Annotated in this window: 11 protein-coding genes; 5 read left to right on the top strand and 6 right to left on the bottom strand. The window is 41.3% G+C overall.

The genetic code is table 11. The features are described from left to right. The first annotated feature begins 76 nt into the window (after nt 1–76). The 3 genes from ATS75_RS05755 to ATS75_RS05745 all read left to right on the top strand — a co-directional run bounded on the left by ATS75_RS05755 (nt 77) and on the right by ATS75_RS05745 (nt 3490). Nucleotides 77–1882, top strand: coding sequence for a glycoside hydrolase family 3 N-terminal domain-containing protein (locus ATS75_RS05755; RefSeq protein ID WP_414858277.1), 1806 nt, complete (start codon nt 77–79; stop codon nt 1880–1882). An 8-nt stretch (nt 1883–1890) separates the two neighbouring features. Then, nucleotides 1891–2688: a putative hydro-lyase gene (locus ATS75_RS05750; RefSeq protein ID WP_058559472.1), complete on the top strand. Its 798-nt coding sequence runs from the start codon at nt 1891–1893 to the stop codon at nt 2686–2688. Nucleotides 2689–2752: 64 nt separating this feature from the next. Beyond that, the gene (locus ATS75_RS05745; protein ID WP_058559471.1) at nt 2753–3490 is read left to right on the top strand and encodes a 5-oxoprolinase subunit PxpA; all 738 of its coding nucleotides are present in this window, start codon (nt 2753–2755) and stop codon (nt 3488–3490) included. Between the two features lie 160 nt (nt 3491–3650). Here ATS75_RS05745 and ATS75_RS05740 read toward each other — a convergent pair whose 3' ends face one another. The 3 genes from ATS75_RS05740 to ATS75_RS05730 form a co-directional block, all read right to left on the bottom strand. Next, a complete protein-coding gene (locus ATS75_RS05740) occupies nt 3651–4643 on the bottom strand; it encodes a WD40 repeat domain-containing protein (protein WP_058559470.1) in 993 nt (330 codons plus the stop codon). A 235-nt stretch (nt 4644–4878) separates the two neighbouring features. Further along, a complete protein-coding gene (locus ATS75_RS05735) occupies nt 4879–5634 on the bottom strand; it encodes a polysaccharide deacetylase family protein (RefSeq protein WP_082665411.1) in 756 nt (251 codons plus the stop codon). A 13-nt stretch (nt 5635–5647) separates the two neighbouring features. Then, nucleotides 5648–6028 carry a VOC family protein gene (locus ATS75_RS05730; protein ID WP_058559469.1) on the bottom strand — a complete coding sequence of 127 codons (381 nt, stop codon included), beginning with the start codon at nt 6026–6028 and terminating at the stop codon, nt 5648–5650. A gap of 139 nt (nt 6029–6167) precedes the next feature. On the opposite strand from ATS75_RS05730, the gene ATS75_RS05725 reads away from it, so the two are divergent. Next, complete coding sequence (locus ATS75_RS05725) at nt 6168–8192, top strand: S9 family peptidase (protein WP_058559468.1); 2025 nt, start codon at nt 6168–6170, stop codon at nt 8190–8192. A 517-nt stretch (nt 8193–8709) separates the two neighbouring features. On the opposite strand, the gene ATS75_RS05720 is transcribed toward ATS75_RS05725, so the two are convergent. After that, nucleotides 8710–10311: an isocitrate lyase gene (locus ATS75_RS05720; protein ID WP_058559467.1), complete on the bottom strand. Its 1602-nt coding sequence runs from the start codon at nt 10309–10311 to the stop codon at nt 8710–8712. 238 nt (nt 10312–10549) lie between these two features. Here ATS75_RS05720 and ATS75_RS05715 point away from each other — a divergent pair, with 238 nt between their 5' ends. Next, complete coding sequence (locus tag ATS75_RS05715) at nt 10550–12733, top strand: malate synthase G (protein ID WP_058559466.1); 2184 nt, start codon at nt 10550–10552, stop codon at nt 12731–12733. 310 nt (nt 12734–13043) lie between these two features. On the opposite strand, the gene ATS75_RS05705 is transcribed toward ATS75_RS05715, so the two are convergent. Both ATS75_RS05705 and ATS75_RS05700 read right to left on the bottom strand, forming a co-directional pair. Then, on the bottom strand, nt 13044–13769 hold the full coding sequence (locus ATS75_RS05705) for a YebC/PmpR family DNA-binding transcriptional regulator (protein WP_058559464.1): 726 nt from the start codon (nt 13767–13769) through the stop codon (nt 13044–13046). Between the two features lie 158 nt (nt 13770–13927). Continuing rightward, on the bottom strand, nt 13928–14551 hold the full coding sequence (locus tag ATS75_RS05700; RefSeq protein ID WP_058559463.1) for an HAD family hydrolase: 624 nt from the start codon (nt 14549–14551) through the stop codon (nt 13928–13930). Between the last annotated feature and the right edge of the window lie 83 nt (nt 14552–14634).

The raw sequence follows: 14634 nt of genomic DNA, 5'->3' as shown, positions 1-14634 counted from the left end.
GACAGCTTTGGAGCTAACAGTGTTAACTAAGCTTGCCATTACATCAATTACCTTTGGATTAGGGTGCATTATTTCAATGAAATCGACCATTGCAGCAATAAACTTAACGCTAGAACAACAAATTGGTCAAAAGCTGATGCTTGATTTTCGTTACTACTGTGAGAAAAGTAGCAAGAAGAAATGTCGCAAACCAATGACTGAACTTCCTCAAGATTTAGCGCAAACGATCACCCAATTTAATATAGGTGGCGTTATTCTCTTTGCTGAAAATATTGATAATGTTGCACAAATTGTAAAGCTCAATAATCAAATGCAACAAGCCGCAGCCAAATCCAGTTTAGGTGCCCCGTTATTTATATCGATAGATCAAGAAGGTGGACGTGTTGCAAGGATACCACGCCATATAGGCACTTCATTTACCGGTAACATGTCTATTGGCGCCACTTACCCTTCGCACGGTACAAAGTTTGCGTCACAATCAGCACATGTAATTGCTACTGAACTTAAAGCTATTGGCGTTAACGTGAATTACGCGCCTACAATCGATGTGAATATGAACCCTAATAACCCTGTTATCAATGTGCGTTCATACAGCGAAGATCCAACTTTAGTTGGCATACTTGGCGGCGCGCAAGTGGCTGCTTTTGAAGATAACGCAGTGATCACGTCGCTAAAACATTTCCCAGGTCATGGTGATACAAATGTAGACAGTCATACAGGTCTGCCTAGAGTCGAGCACGACAAAGACACAATTTGGCAGCAAGATCTGCCACCATTCAAGGATATTATTAAAAACCAAAACCCTGGCATGATTATGACGGCACATATTCAATATCCTGCGCTTGATGACAGCACCTTTGTCAGTAAAGACGGTAAAACCATGATAAAGCCGGCTACAATGTCGCGTAAAATCATAACGAACCTTTTACGGGGGGAATTAAACTATCAAGGAGTCGTTATAACTGATGCGCTTGATATGGCAGGGATCAGCCACTTTTTTGAACCCGTTGAAGCCGTCGTGAATACATTTTCGGCAGGTGTTGATATCGCTTTGATGCCAATCGAAATCCGCCAACCTGATGACTTAATCGAGCTGAAAGCACTAATAGAACGCCTTGTTAAAGAGGTAGAGCAGGGAAACTTAAATGCGCAGGAAGTCGCGCTATCAGCACAGAGAATTTTACGTCTAAAAGAAAAATTTAAACTAACCACTGTGCTAGATGAGCCCGCCGCCATTAAAGCAGCGCAACACACTTTAGGTAAACCAATGCATCGTGATGTTGAGGCTCAACTGGCCTTAGCTGCTATCACTGAGGTTAAAAATGATAACCAAACACTGCCTTTAAAACTAGCTAACAACCTCAAAATACACCTTATTATGCCTGACACGCGAAAGTGTATGGCTCTTGAACAGGCTATAAAAGAGCATGCTGATTACAGTTATCAATTCTCTTGCACAAGCTTACAGGGCTTCGATCCTAAATCCACTCTTAAAGCAATCAATCAAGCAGATGTCATCATAGCTGCAAATGCATCGCCTGCGCAAAGTGCTGTTGAGATTGGCGGCATGGATGATCTAGCTGATGACCCAGAGTTTACAGTCGCTAAGTCAGAGCAAAGCGCTGTGCTCGAAAAGCTGTTACACCAATCACAACAGGCAAATAAAAAAACGGTATTTGTTAGTCTAAGAGCGCCTTACGATATTGCAAAATTCAGCCAATATGCTGATGCAATTCTAGCAACTTATGCGTATAACATAGATGTAGATAATAGTGTTAAAGTAGCAGGCCCTGCTTTTACGGCTCTTGCTAAAGTATTAGTTGGTAAACACATTGCAACAGGTATATTACCTGTCACGGTAAATGGCTTTAATCGTAATTAGAGGACTCTATGCAACATAACGCTTCACTAACCACCCCTTACGCTATCCGCAACATGATCCGTAATGAAGATTATACAGGCAGCACATCAGGCTTCGTGCCCGGCTTTGTGCAAGCAAATTTAGTGATTTTACCTAAGCGTTATGCATTTGACTTTCTACAGTTCTGCCAAGCCAATAAAAAGTCGTGCCCTATCATCGCGAGTAGCCAGCAACCTGGCGCCGTTAATATTTCTAATGTTGCACATGATTTAGATATCAGAACTGATCTTCCTCGCTACCGAATTTATAAAAAAGGTCAACTTGTTGATGAGGTTACAAATATCAAAGAGTACTGGCAAGATGACTTAGTCAGCTTTTTAATAGGCAGCTCCTTTTCATTTGAAGATTCCTTAAAAGATGCAGGCATTGAGATACGTAATGTTACTGAACATAAAAGCGTACCCATGTATATCACAGATATACCATGCGAAAGTGCCGGTATTTTTCATGGCAATATGGTGGTGAGTATGCGTCCAATGAAGCCTGCAGATGCTATTCGTGCGATTCAAATCAGTAGTCGATTTTCTGACGTTCATGGTGCACCTATTCATTTTGGCGACCCTGCTGCTATTGGTATTAAAAATATAAATCGGCCGAACTATGGTGAATCTGTTAGCATTAAAGAAGGTGAAGTCCCTGTTTTTTGGGCATGTGGTGTGACGGCACAAGTAGCCATTGCACAGGCTGCACCCGACTTTTGCATTACGCACAGCCCGGGGCACATGCTGATAACCGATATTCAAAACACACATATTGCATCCTTTTGAACTGCATTAAAGCAAAGGTACCTCGGTGTATTTGCATAAATTATTAAACGTTAAGTGAATTACTATGAAGCTCAATTGTGACTTAGGTGAAAGTTTTGGAGCATGGGAAATGGGCCTTGATGACCATGTAATGCCCCATATCGATATGGCCAATATAGCCTGCGGCTTTCATGCAGGCGATAGCGATGTAATTGCAAATACCTTAGTACTTGCAAAACATAACGCCGTAGAGGTTGGTGCACACCCAAGCTATCCTGATAAACAAGGCTTTGGTAGGCGCTCAATGGCGCTGTCAAAAGACGAACTCACCAATTGTTTGCACTATCAAATTGCTGCTATTGAAGGAATGGCTAAGGTGCATGGGCTTACGCTTAGCTATGTCAAGCCTCATGGCGCTTTATATAATGATATGATGGTAGATGACGTGATTTTACACACTGTCATGGAGGCCATTGCTTGCTACTCACCTTCACTAAAGTTAATGATTTTAGCAACCAACGAAGCAGAGCAACATAAACAGCTAGCAAAACAGTATGGCATCAGAGTTATTTTAGAAGCCTTTGCAGATAGACAATACACCGATGAAGGCCGCCTAGTATCGCGTAACATAGCAGGCAGCGTGCATAATAAGGTGGCTATACTAGCGCAAGTAAAGCAACTACTTACCGATGGGACAGTAACAACCAACAGCGGTAAGAAATTGGCTTTAAATGCAGACAGCCTCTGTGTGCATGGTGATAACGCAGATGGCATTGCTTTGATAAATGACATTAAAGCGCTTTGCATCAGCAAAAAAACCTAATTAACTAGCGAGCTACATTAAGCAACCTTTAGGCTTTGGAAACCCCCTTTACAGCTTTCTAAAAAAGCTGTTTCATTTTTGGGAATAAGTGCGTAGCACTAAAAAAGCAAACAGCACTCCATTTTAGTGACTGATAAAATGTTTATATCTCAAGATCATATTAGTCTTTTTTGCTTTGACTTTGATATGGCCATATTTCGAGTACGCCGCTGCTGTTTTGTGTAGTGATTTGTTGCGCTCCTTCATCAAACCCCACCGCTAAAATTGAACTGCGCTGGCCTTTTGTCGCTGCACCATATTCAGCTAGTAAATTACCACTGGCAACCTGCCATAAATAAATTTTGCTCTTAGGCGATCCCGTTAAAAACCATTTATCATTATTAATAAATTGTGAGTCGTTAAACTCAATAAAATTAGCAAAAATGTTTAGCTCCGATAACTCTTCACCTGATTGTAAGTCAAGAAATACACGATCATCCACCGAATCTATTGCAAAGCCTAAGCTGCCTTGTTCATTCATACTGACATGGTTAACCCGTGTCGCAAGTTTAAATTTTTGTAGAATCTCGCCACTTAGCGTTGACCACACATAAGCATATTTATCACTTGATCCACTTATCGCTGTGCGACCATCTGCCGATAACGCCACCGAATTAATATCAAGGCGATGGATTTTAAATAACGTGTTGTGCTGAGTGCGTGTATTGATCACCTCTGCTTCACCCGTGCGGTAGCCAACCAGTAACACGTGCCCATTAGCAGATATGGCAATATCGCGCGCTATGTTTTGCCCTGTTGACCAACTACCTATCAGCTGGCCTGTTTGCAATGAGAAAGCGTGTATCGCCATCCTATTTGAGATATAAAACGTTGTCTTATCATCACTTAACCCAACTAACTCAATATGCTTAGCATCATCACCGGTAATGCAATCAAATAGGCGCGTATTGTTGTTATTATTCCAGACACATACTTTACCTTGCTCTGATACAATGCTGAGCTGCCCGTCACGCGATACTGCTGCTGACTCTAGGGTTATGTCTGTATGCTGGAACTGTGATAGTGGAGGAGATTCGAAGACATCCTCTCCACTACATGCAGCTAGTGTTAGTAGGCCCCAGACGAAGGTAAGTTTTAAAATACGAAATAGCACGTGCGTTTCCTTTATTGTTATTGTTATTCGCTTTAATGGAATCTATGTTCTGATTGTAATGCCATATTTGCTATCTGCCTTGGCCTTACTAATAAACAACCGTTTTACAAGTCGTCGACGCTTTTAAAATTAGTCACAGGTATTTCCTCTGTAAGAAAAGGTAAAAAGATATAAAATTTATATATCGTAATAATAGCAAGCTAATTAGTTTGTATTGTTACCCTATACAGTTGACTCAGTTGTTTGCCGCTTTTTTCATGATATTAATATAAGAATCAACATAGTAATGTTCTTTATTCGCAGCTAAATAAGCTAGAAGCTGCGAATGAGCATGCGAGGATACACTTAGGTGATCGCCACCTACACCATGAAAAAGTATATTAATTAGCCTAACGTCTTGCGGTACGCCTTTGACATACTCAATGAGCTGTTGCCCACTTACCCCAACGGGTGCCCACAATACAGATTGCCCATTGTCATTGCCAACGCCTTTAATTGCGACAAAATGCGCTTTAAGTCGGTCAATAAAGTCCTTGTTTGCTGCTTGAGTATCAAAACAAGGCGGCGTAAATGTGCGTTGGGTTTGACCATCAATCGCTTGCAAAAACACATTGGCGATTAATACTTCGCGAATAGCACGCTCAGGAGTGTAATTATCTAGGTTTTGTTCTGAAGTCACCCACTCTCGATGAAGTTTAGACCCGCTACACGGGTGAAATAAACTGTGATTACCCAGTTCATGCCCTTGCTTTGCTAATACTTTAAAGTCTTCTAAGCGAGTTTTTATTGCCTGCGAAGTGGGAATAATATAAAACGACGCTTTAAACCCATGCGAATTCAATGCCGGAACAGCATTTTCAAGCTGACTCACTAACGCATCATCATAAGATAGGCTGATAGCCGTTTTATCACCTAAAAATTGAAATTGTGCGTTACTAACTGGCGTAATAACACCTGCAAGTAACGCGATTAAAACACTGACCTTTATCATATTGTTCTATAGTTTAAGCAGTCTGTGTAAAGCAAAACACATTCAGTTTATTACCATCGAGATCACGAAAGTAACCAGCATAAAACCCAGGCATTTCTCGTGAACCGGGCGCCCCCTCATCGCTAGCCCCAAGCTCAATTGCTTTTGCGTAAAGCGCGTCCACCTGCGCTGGCGTTTCCATTGCTAGAGCAATCATTGAGCCATTTCCCACAGTGGCAGGATCATCATTATATGGGAGTGTCACAGAAAACCCGGGCGTCTTTTCACCTGTACTCCACGCAACAAAACGATCGTTTTCTAGAAACCGCTGCGCACCTAACTGACCTAGCAGTTGATCATAAAAAACCACCGCTTTTTCTAAATCATTTGTGCCTACCATCGTATAACCAATCATATGAATACTCCTTTTTAAATATGCATCATTAAATTATGTGTTCCACAGTCGTTTGTCCACTTCTTATCGCATTAAAGTGTCTTTTTCATCACTGTTACTTTATAGCTTCAATGACGCTGTTTAATAACAAGGAATAGGAATGAAATTTTTAACCCCTCTAGCATTGTTAGCCTCGGCAAGCTTTTACGCTTATGCCACAGAGCCGAGCAATGTATTACAATTGGAAAATGTATTCGATTTAGAATACGCCAATCAGCTTGATATAACGAACAAAGGCGATAAGGTCTACTTTGTTCGTAATCGCATGGATATTAAAAGTGACCGTAAAGTCAGTAATATTTGGTCTGTAGATAGTAACTCTAAACAATTACAACCACTAACATCCGGTGTACATGTAGATTACTCACCTGTTTTATCACCTGATGAAACACGTTTAGCGTTTATTTCTACCCGCGATGGCAGTAGTCAAATTTATGTAAAGTGGCTCAATACAGGCGCAGTGGCAAAAATAAGCAACTTAACCCAAAGCCCAGGAAATATAACCTGGTCGCCAAATGGTAAATATATCGCCTTTAGCCAGTTTGTACCGGCCCCAGCAGCAAACCCAATATCTTTACCAGGAAAACCAACGGGTGCTAATTGGGCAGAGCCAGCCAAGTATATTGATGATGTTTATTACCGCGCTGATGGTGCGGGTTATACAAAGAAAGGTTTTCGTCATCTATTTGCTATCAATGCTAATGGGGGAAATGCTAACCAACTCACCTCTGGGAACTTTGACCATGGAGGTACATTAAGTTTCAGCCAAGATGGAAAGAACCTGTATTTCTCTGCCAATCGTCATGCTGATTACCTATTAAAGCCCACTAATTCTGAACTGTATTCTCTTAACATTGAAACACTTGCTATTACTCAACTTACCGATAGACTCGGTCCTGACAGCCAACCTCAAGTATCACCGAATGGTCGCTACTTAGCATACACAGGGTATGACGATAAAAAGACTAATTATGAAAATACCCACCTGTATATTCATAATCTCAAAACGGGTGAAACTGACAATATAACGGAAAATTTAGATCGCAGTGTTGAAAAAATAAAATGGGCAAAAGATTCTAAAGGGCTTTATGTTGCATATGACAGCGAAGGGCAAACAACGCTTGCTTACCAACCTCGCAAAGGCAAAGCAAAAGTCCTAAGCAAGGGTCTAGGTAGCGTTGCTTTTGGCCGTCCTTATTCTGGTGGAGATTTTGATATTAGCGACAAAGGCGATGTTGCTTTTACTATTGCAAACACACAGCGCCCCGCTGACGTCGCCTTTTTAAAACGAGGAAAAGTACAGCATTTAACAAGGCTCAATGAAGATGCATTAGGCAATAAAACACTCGCTAACGTAGAAGAGATCTGGGTTAAATCAAGCTATGATGATTTACCAATTCAAGGCTGGGTTGCCTACCCTCCAGGCTTTGACAAGTCAAAAAAATACCCCTTAATACTTGAAATTCACGGCGGGCCGGTGGCCAATTATGGTCCACACTTTAGCCCTGAAGTGCAGTTGTTTGCAGCCAAAGGTAATGTTGTATTGTATATGAACCCGCGCGGCAGTGACTCGTATGGCAAATCATTTGCCCAAACCATTCATCATAATTACCCTAGCAATGATTTTGATGACTTAATGACGGGTGTCGATGCATTAATTGCAAAAGGGTTTATTGATGAATCTAAGCTATTTGTTACTGGTGGCTCAGGTGGCGGAGTATTAACCGCATGGATTGTTGGTCATACAGACCGTTTTGCTGCGGCTGTTGTCGCTAAGCCCGTAATTAATTGGATCAGTTTTGTACTAACTGCTGACTACTACCCCTTTTTTGCAGATTATTGGTTTCCTGGAAAACCATGGGATCACATAGAACACTATATGAAACGTTCTCCAATTAGTTATATTGGGAATGTTACTACTCCGACAATGCTCTTAACGGGTGAAGCCGATTATCGCACCCCGATATCAGAGACAGAACAGTTCTACCAAGCCTTAAAGTTACAAGGCGTTGAAACTGCTATGGTGCGTATACCTGATGCTTCTCACGGTATAACAAGCCGCCCTTCAAACTTAATGGCGAAAGTTGCCTATATTCAATGGTGGTTCGATAAACACACAGATTAAGTTTAATTAAGCTAGGCTCTTTTTAATTAGCGCCTAGCTTGTTTATTCCACTTTTCTTTTGTAAACCCCCTTTACACACAGCGAATAGTGATCTTCCACCTTAATATCGGACTTTAGTAATAAAGTGAGTTAGTAAAATTTCGGTTTATGTCAATTTCACTACCTGGAGTTAGTAAAAAATCGGTTTGAGTCACTGTTTATGGCGTTTAAGTTAGTAAAAAAGTGATTTGAAAAAGGGCTGTGTTAGTAAAAATTCGGTTTATATTTTCACTTTATACCCAAAAAGCACACTTTTTATGGCCAAATATATCGGTATATTTGTAAAAGTGACGACTATAAGTGACAAAAGTGCTTCTTGATAAAACTCTGATCCATACATTTAATCAGCACACGTTATGCTAGTAAAATCTTGATCCAAGACAGACACAATAAACAATTTATAACGCTGTGTAGTTATCTCTCATAAAAAAAGGGCCTTTCGGCCCTTATAACATTGTTGACTAGGAAATAGTTTTCGTTAGAACTGGTTCATTGTGTTTGCTTCACCACCGGCTTTAAGTGCATTCTCACCTGAGAAGTATTCTTTATGTGTATCACCCATATTTGAACCCGCTAAATCTTGGTGTTTAACAGACGCTTGTTCACGACGAATTTCTTGACGCTGAACATCACGTACATAGGCCAACATCCCCAAATCACCGAAATACCCTTCAGATAAAATATCTGTACTAAGTGCAGCTGTATGGTAAGTAGGCAATGTAATTAAGTGGTGGAAAATACCCGCCTCTCTTGCGCCATCACGTTGGAAGTTTTGTACGAGTTCATCCGCAGCTTGAGCAAGCTCAGTGCCATCCATTTCTGGTGCCATCAATGCTTTATTATCATCAATGCTTGGGTATGCTGCTAAATCGCGGCCTGCTTCTTGCCATTCTTGGTACACCTGCTCACGGAATTTAAGCGTCCAGTTAAATGACGGTGAGTTGTTATAAACAAGTTTTGCATCTGGTACTTGCTCTTTCACACGATTAACTAGTTCAGCAATTTGTTTAACATGTGGCTTTTCAGTTTCAATCCACAATAGGTCCGCACCTGATTGTAGGCTTGTTACACAATCTAATACTACGCGGTCTTTTTCTGTGCCTTCGCGGAACTGGTATAAGCCATTTTCAAGCCGTGTTGGTTTACAAAGCTGGCCATTTAGTTTCATGGCCGTATCGCCTTCGTTCAAGTCTTCAACGCCATTGATAGGCGTCGTTTCTAAAAATGCGTTGTACTGGCTCGCTAAATCACCCGGTGTTTGTGATACTGGTACTTTTTGCGTCAAGCTTGCACCTAATGAGTCCGTTCGTGCAACGATAACACCGTTATCAATGCCCAATTCAAGAAAAGCATAACGAACAGCGTTTATTTTTGCTAAGAAGTCCTCATGCGGTACTGTTACTTTACCCGCTTGGTGACCACATTGTTTCGCATCTGACACTTGGTTTTCAATTTGAATAGCACACGCACCGGCTTCAATCATCTTTTTAGCAAGTAAGTACGTGGCTTCTTCATTACCAAAGCCTGCATCGATATCTGCGATAATAGGCACGACATGGCTTTCAAAATTATTAATTTTATCTAATACAGCCTGTACATCACCACCATTTGCTTTTGCCTCATCTAGGTCTTTAAATAAATGATCGAGTTCACGGGCATCGGCTTGCTTTAAGAAAGTATAAATTTCTTCAATCAACGCAGGTACAGATGTTTTCTCATGCATACTTTGGTCAGGTAACGGGCCAAACTCAGAGCGAAGTGCGGCAACCATCCAACCACTTAGGTATACATAGCTACGCTTGGTCGTTTTTTGGTGACGTTTAATGGCCATCATCATTTGTTGGGCAGTAAAGCCATGCCAACAACCTAGAGACTGTGTATATTGACTGGTATCAGCATCATAAGCAGCCATGTCTTCACGCATTATGTCAGCAGTGAATTGTGCAATCTCAAGTCCAGTACGAAAACGATTTTGTAAACGCATACGGCTTGCATATTCAGGGTTAATAGCCTGCCATGTTTTACCTTGTGTTTCACAAAGTGTTGCTAAAGTGTCTGTGTGCTGTTGGTATGTACTCATAATAAAAATCCTTTGAACGGGTTAAGCTAATATTTATTTGTTGTGAGAGTGGCTAGGAGTGGTTTGCTCCTTAGCGGTTAACTAAACATTAGGCGGATTTTTATAATTTAGTAAATTTATAGTTATTATGCTGGCTATATCTCAGATGAATACCATAAACGCCCCCAACAACCTTTATATGCGTTATGGTTATCCCATAAGAAATTTATGCACCGCGACCGTTTAAAGGATAGCAACTATGACAACCCACTCTCACAGTCAATTTGGCTTAACTGTAGATGCGCAATTAGCCGACTTTATTAATAACCAATTGTTACCTGGTATCGATGTCAGCGAACAGCAATTTTGGCAAGGTTTTGCAAAGATAATTGACGATTTGACCCCAATAAACCGTGCTCTGCTTGCAAAGCGAGACGCTTTACAGTTAAAAATTGATGATTACCATAAACGCAATCCACAATGGAACGCGCAGCAATACCACACATTTCTAAGTGAGATTGGGTATTTAGTCTCTCAACCAAACGACTTTAAAATCGAAACGCAAAACGTAGAGCCTGAAATTGCACAATGTGCTGGTCCGCAACTTGTTGTGCCTGTAAGTAATGCACGTTTTGCACTGAATGCAGCAAACGCTCGCTGGGGTTCACTGTACGATGCACTTTACGGCACGGATGTACTTACAGAAGATGATGGCGCAGAAAAGGGGTCTACCTATAACCCTGTACGGGGCTTTAAAGTCATGGCTTATGCAAGGCAATTTCTAGACAAGTCACTGCCTTTAGAGTGTGGTTCTCATATTGAAAGCACCAATTATTCTATCGTCAATAGTCAGCTAATCATTACATTACGTGACAGCTCACAAACGTGCTTAAAACAGCCGGAACAGCTAGTTGGCTTTATCGGTGAAGCGCAAAACCCGAGTGCCATTTTGCTTAAAAATAACGGACTCCATATTGAGCTGCAAATTGACCATCAGCACCCAATAGGCAAAGCGGATAAAGCGGGCCTAAAAGATGTTGTATTAGAAGCCGCATTAACCACTATTATGGATTGTGAAGACTCTGTCGCTGCCGTTGACGCAGAAGATAAAGTGCAAGTGTATCAAAATTGGCTTGGCCTAATGAATGGCAATTTAGTTGAATCGTTTACAAAAGGTGGGCAAACGGTAGAACGCTCATTATCTCGCGATCGTCACTTTACCGGGCTTGATGGTAAACAGTTGACGCTAAAAGGCCGTAGCATGATGTTTGTGCGTAATGTTGGCCACCTGATGACGAACCCAGCAATCAAAGATAGACAAGGAAACGATGTATTTGAAGGTATCATGGATGCGATGATCACCGTAACCGCAGCACTTCATGACTTAAACGGCTGTAGTACCGTTAAAAACTCATCTGCGGCGAGCATTAATATTGTAAAACCGAAAATGCATGGCCCAGAAGAAGTCGCGTTTACAAACACACTTTTCAGTCAGGTAGAACACGTACTAAATCTTCCCGCAAACACCATAAAAATGGGAATAATGGACGAAGAACGTCGCACCTCTGTTAACCTTAAAGCCTGTATTGAAGCGGCTAAAGAACGGGTTGTTTTTATCAATACCGGATTTTTAGACCGTACTGGCGATGAAATACACACCTCAATGCAAGCAGGTGTCGTGCTGCCTAAAGCGGCTATTAAACAACAACCTTGGATCAGCGCCTATGAAGATAGAAATGTTGATATTGGTTTGCAAACAGGGCTTAGCGGCCGCGCTCAAATAGGTAAAGGTATGTGGCCAATGCCTGATAAAATGGCGTTAATGATGGAACAAAAAGCTGCACACCCCCAATCGGGTGCCAATACCGCCTGGGTGCCCTCTCCCACAGCTGCGACACTGCATGCAATGCACTATCATGATATAGATGTGTTTACCTGTCAGAAGCGCATTGCACAGCGCAAAGAGGCAAGCTTAAGTGATTTACTTACTCCGCCTTTGATGAACGACCCTAGCTCACTCAGTAAAGAAGACATCCAAGCAGAGCTTGATAACAATGCACAAGGAATTTTAGGGTATGTTGTTCGTTGGATTGACCAAGGTATTGGCTGTTCAAAAGTACCCGATATTAACCACATTGGGTTAATGGAAGACCGTGCGACACTGAGGATTTCCAGCCAACATATGGCTAATTGGCTTGCACATGGAGTATGTACACAAGCCCAAATTGAAAACACAATGGCTAAAATGGCAAAAGTAGTTGATGGCCAAAACGCACACGACACGGCGTATAATAATATGGCTGACTCCCCTCAAACATTAACCAATAGCGTTGCCTATCAAGCAGCATTAGCCCTTGTTATTGAAGGGGCTAATCAGCCTAGTGGGTATACTGAACCTTTGCTGCATTCTTTTCGTATAAAATATAAGGAAATGCAGAAATAACTCCCCCTTCGAGTTTATTTGTGTCATGTAGCCAACCTTCGGGTTGGCTTTTTTTTGCTTTATTCCTAGCCTTCATATCGACCTCACACAGATCTTCTGCACTCGCAATAACGTGATCGCCCTCCCCTTTTCTATTTTCATATTTGAGGGGCTGTGGAGTGGCAAAGCGCCAGCTAGTTCCTCTTCTTTTTATCAAAAAAGCAAATGAATACTGTCTCCCCATAAGTAGTGTGAATAGCAAACATTCAGCATAAAGCCATATACAAAAAAAGCGCACTTATGTGCGCTTTTTAACTGGCTAGATACTGTACTAGTTTACAACCGTCGCATTATGATAAACATTTTGTACGTCGTCACAATCTTCAAGCATATTAATGAACTTATCAAAATTAGCAATATCATCTTCATCGGTGATATCTACATGCACTTGCGGCACAAAGGTAATTTCGTCTACTTCAAAATTAATGCCTTCAAACGCTTCTTCTAATGCTGTTTTTGCTTTGTAATATTCAGTATGAGGAGCAAACACTGAAACCTTACCGCCTTCAACTTCAACATCAGTGACATCAACATCAGCCATCATAAGCGCTTCAAGCACTACTTCATCATCATCGCCACTGAACCCAAGTACGGCTAGATGATCAAACATATGCGCTACGCACCCAGGGGTACCGATTTTAGACTCTGTTTTTGTGAAAGGTAAACGCACATCTTTGATGGTACGATTTGGGTTATCGGTCAAGCAGTCAACAATAACCATGCAGTTACCAGGGCCATACCCCTCATAACGAGCTGTGGAATAGTCTTCCCCAGCACCACCGGCTGCTTTTTTTATTGCATTGTCAATAACGTGAGCTGGAACTTGATCACGTTTGGCGCGCTCAATAATCCGTTTTAGTGCTTGGTTAACCTCAGGGTCGGGCTCACCGTTTTTAGCGACAACGTAAATTTCTTTACCGTATTTAGAATTAATTTTAGTCTTTGCATTGGCTGTTTTAGCCATTGAACTTTTGCGGACTTCAAATGCTCTGCCCATCTTTTGCCTCTGATTTAATATCGGTATTACTTATATTTTAACAATTCAGGGAAGGTTGAGCTAGTAGCTTAAATCACTAATATTGAAATCCTCTTAAATAGATTTACTACTCGCTAAAATAAAAACCTAAAGCAATTTAACATAATAATAGATTGCAACTAATTATGGAGCATTTCTTTCATAGTACTTAGATCATCAACAAGCTCAGCCAGCTCACTAAAGTGATGCAAAATATAGTCAGCTTGGTGAGCATAATGAGGAATTTCATCGGGTGCATAAAGGCAAGAACGCATTTTTGCGTTTTTAGCCGCTTGTATGTCATACAAATAATCCCCAACGTATATTAACTTATGTTGCTCCAACTCCCATAGGGTAGCAATTGCATTTAATGCACTTGGATCAGGCTTAGGGGGAGCATCGCTGCGAGTGAGCACTGTTTCTATAGGTAATGGGTTGTTTTTTAGCTTAAGTGCAGCGGCCCGATTATAGTTTCGTGTCACGATGGCCATTGGAATGCCTATCCCGTTTAAGTATTCTACTGTTTGCGCCACACCGGGTAACAAAACTGCGTGTTGCGCATCGAGGAGCTCATGTTGATGCACAATATCCATGGCTTCTTCGCGCATGTAAGGAGAAGGAAGTGACGCAATAAAGTTCAACAGGTCTTGATCTGCGGGGCAGTTAAGCTGGGCTTTTATTAGTGTAAAATCTAACTCAGAAGACACTAAAGTACCATCAAGGTCAAATATAATGCCCTCTATACGATTATGATCGATATTCATACTATTCCTTGTATATGCTTTATTTTTCATAGCTGCTCTGCCGTTACTTTAAGATAGTTTACGCACTTAAATATGCAAACGAT

This window comes from Pseudoalteromonas sp. H105, from assembly GCF_001469215.1.
Taxonomy (GTDB): Bacteria; Pseudomonadota; Gammaproteobacteria; order Enterobacterales; family Alteromonadaceae; genus Pseudoalteromonas.
The sequence above is the reverse complement of the archived record's forward strand: the minus strand, read 5'-3'. Positions and strand labels throughout refer to the sequence as shown.

Coding starts and splice junctions, on each gene's coding strand:
- ATS75_RS05750 (WP_058559472.1), top strand. CDS start 1,891: ATGCAACATAACGCTTCACTAACCACCCCTTACGCTATCCGCAACATG.
- ATS75_RS05755 (WP_414858277.1), top strand. CDS start 77: ATGAAATCGACCATTGCAGCAATAAACTTAACGCTAGAACAACAAATT.
- ATS75_RS05705 (WP_058559464.1), bottom strand. CDS start 13,769: ATGGGCAGAGCATTTGAAGTCCGCAAAAGTTCAATGGCTAAAACAGCC.
- ATS75_RS05720 (WP_058559467.1), bottom strand. CDS start 10,311: ATGAGTACATACCAACAGCACACAGACACTTTAGCAACACTTTGTGAA.
- ATS75_RS05725 (WP_058559468.1), top strand. CDS start 6,168: ATGAAATTTTTAACCCCTCTAGCATTGTTAGCCTCGGCAAGCTTTTAC.
- ATS75_RS05730 (WP_058559469.1), bottom strand. CDS start 6,028: ATGATTGGTTATACGATGGTAGGCACAAATGATTTAGAAAAAGCGGTG.
- ATS75_RS05715 (WP_058559466.1), top strand. CDS start 10,550: ATGACAACCCACTCTCACAGTCAATTTGGCTTAACTGTAGATGCGCAA.
- ATS75_RS05735 (WP_082665411.1), bottom strand. CDS start 5,634: ATGATAAAGGTCAGTGTTTTAATCGCGTTACTTGCAGGTGTTATTACG.
- ATS75_RS05700 (WP_058559463.1), bottom strand. CDS start 14,551: ATGAATATCGATCATAATCGTATAGAGGGCATTATATTTGACCTTGAT.
- ATS75_RS05745 (WP_058559471.1), top strand. CDS start 2,753: ATGAAGCTCAATTGTGACTTAGGTGAAAGTTTTGGAGCATGGGAAATG.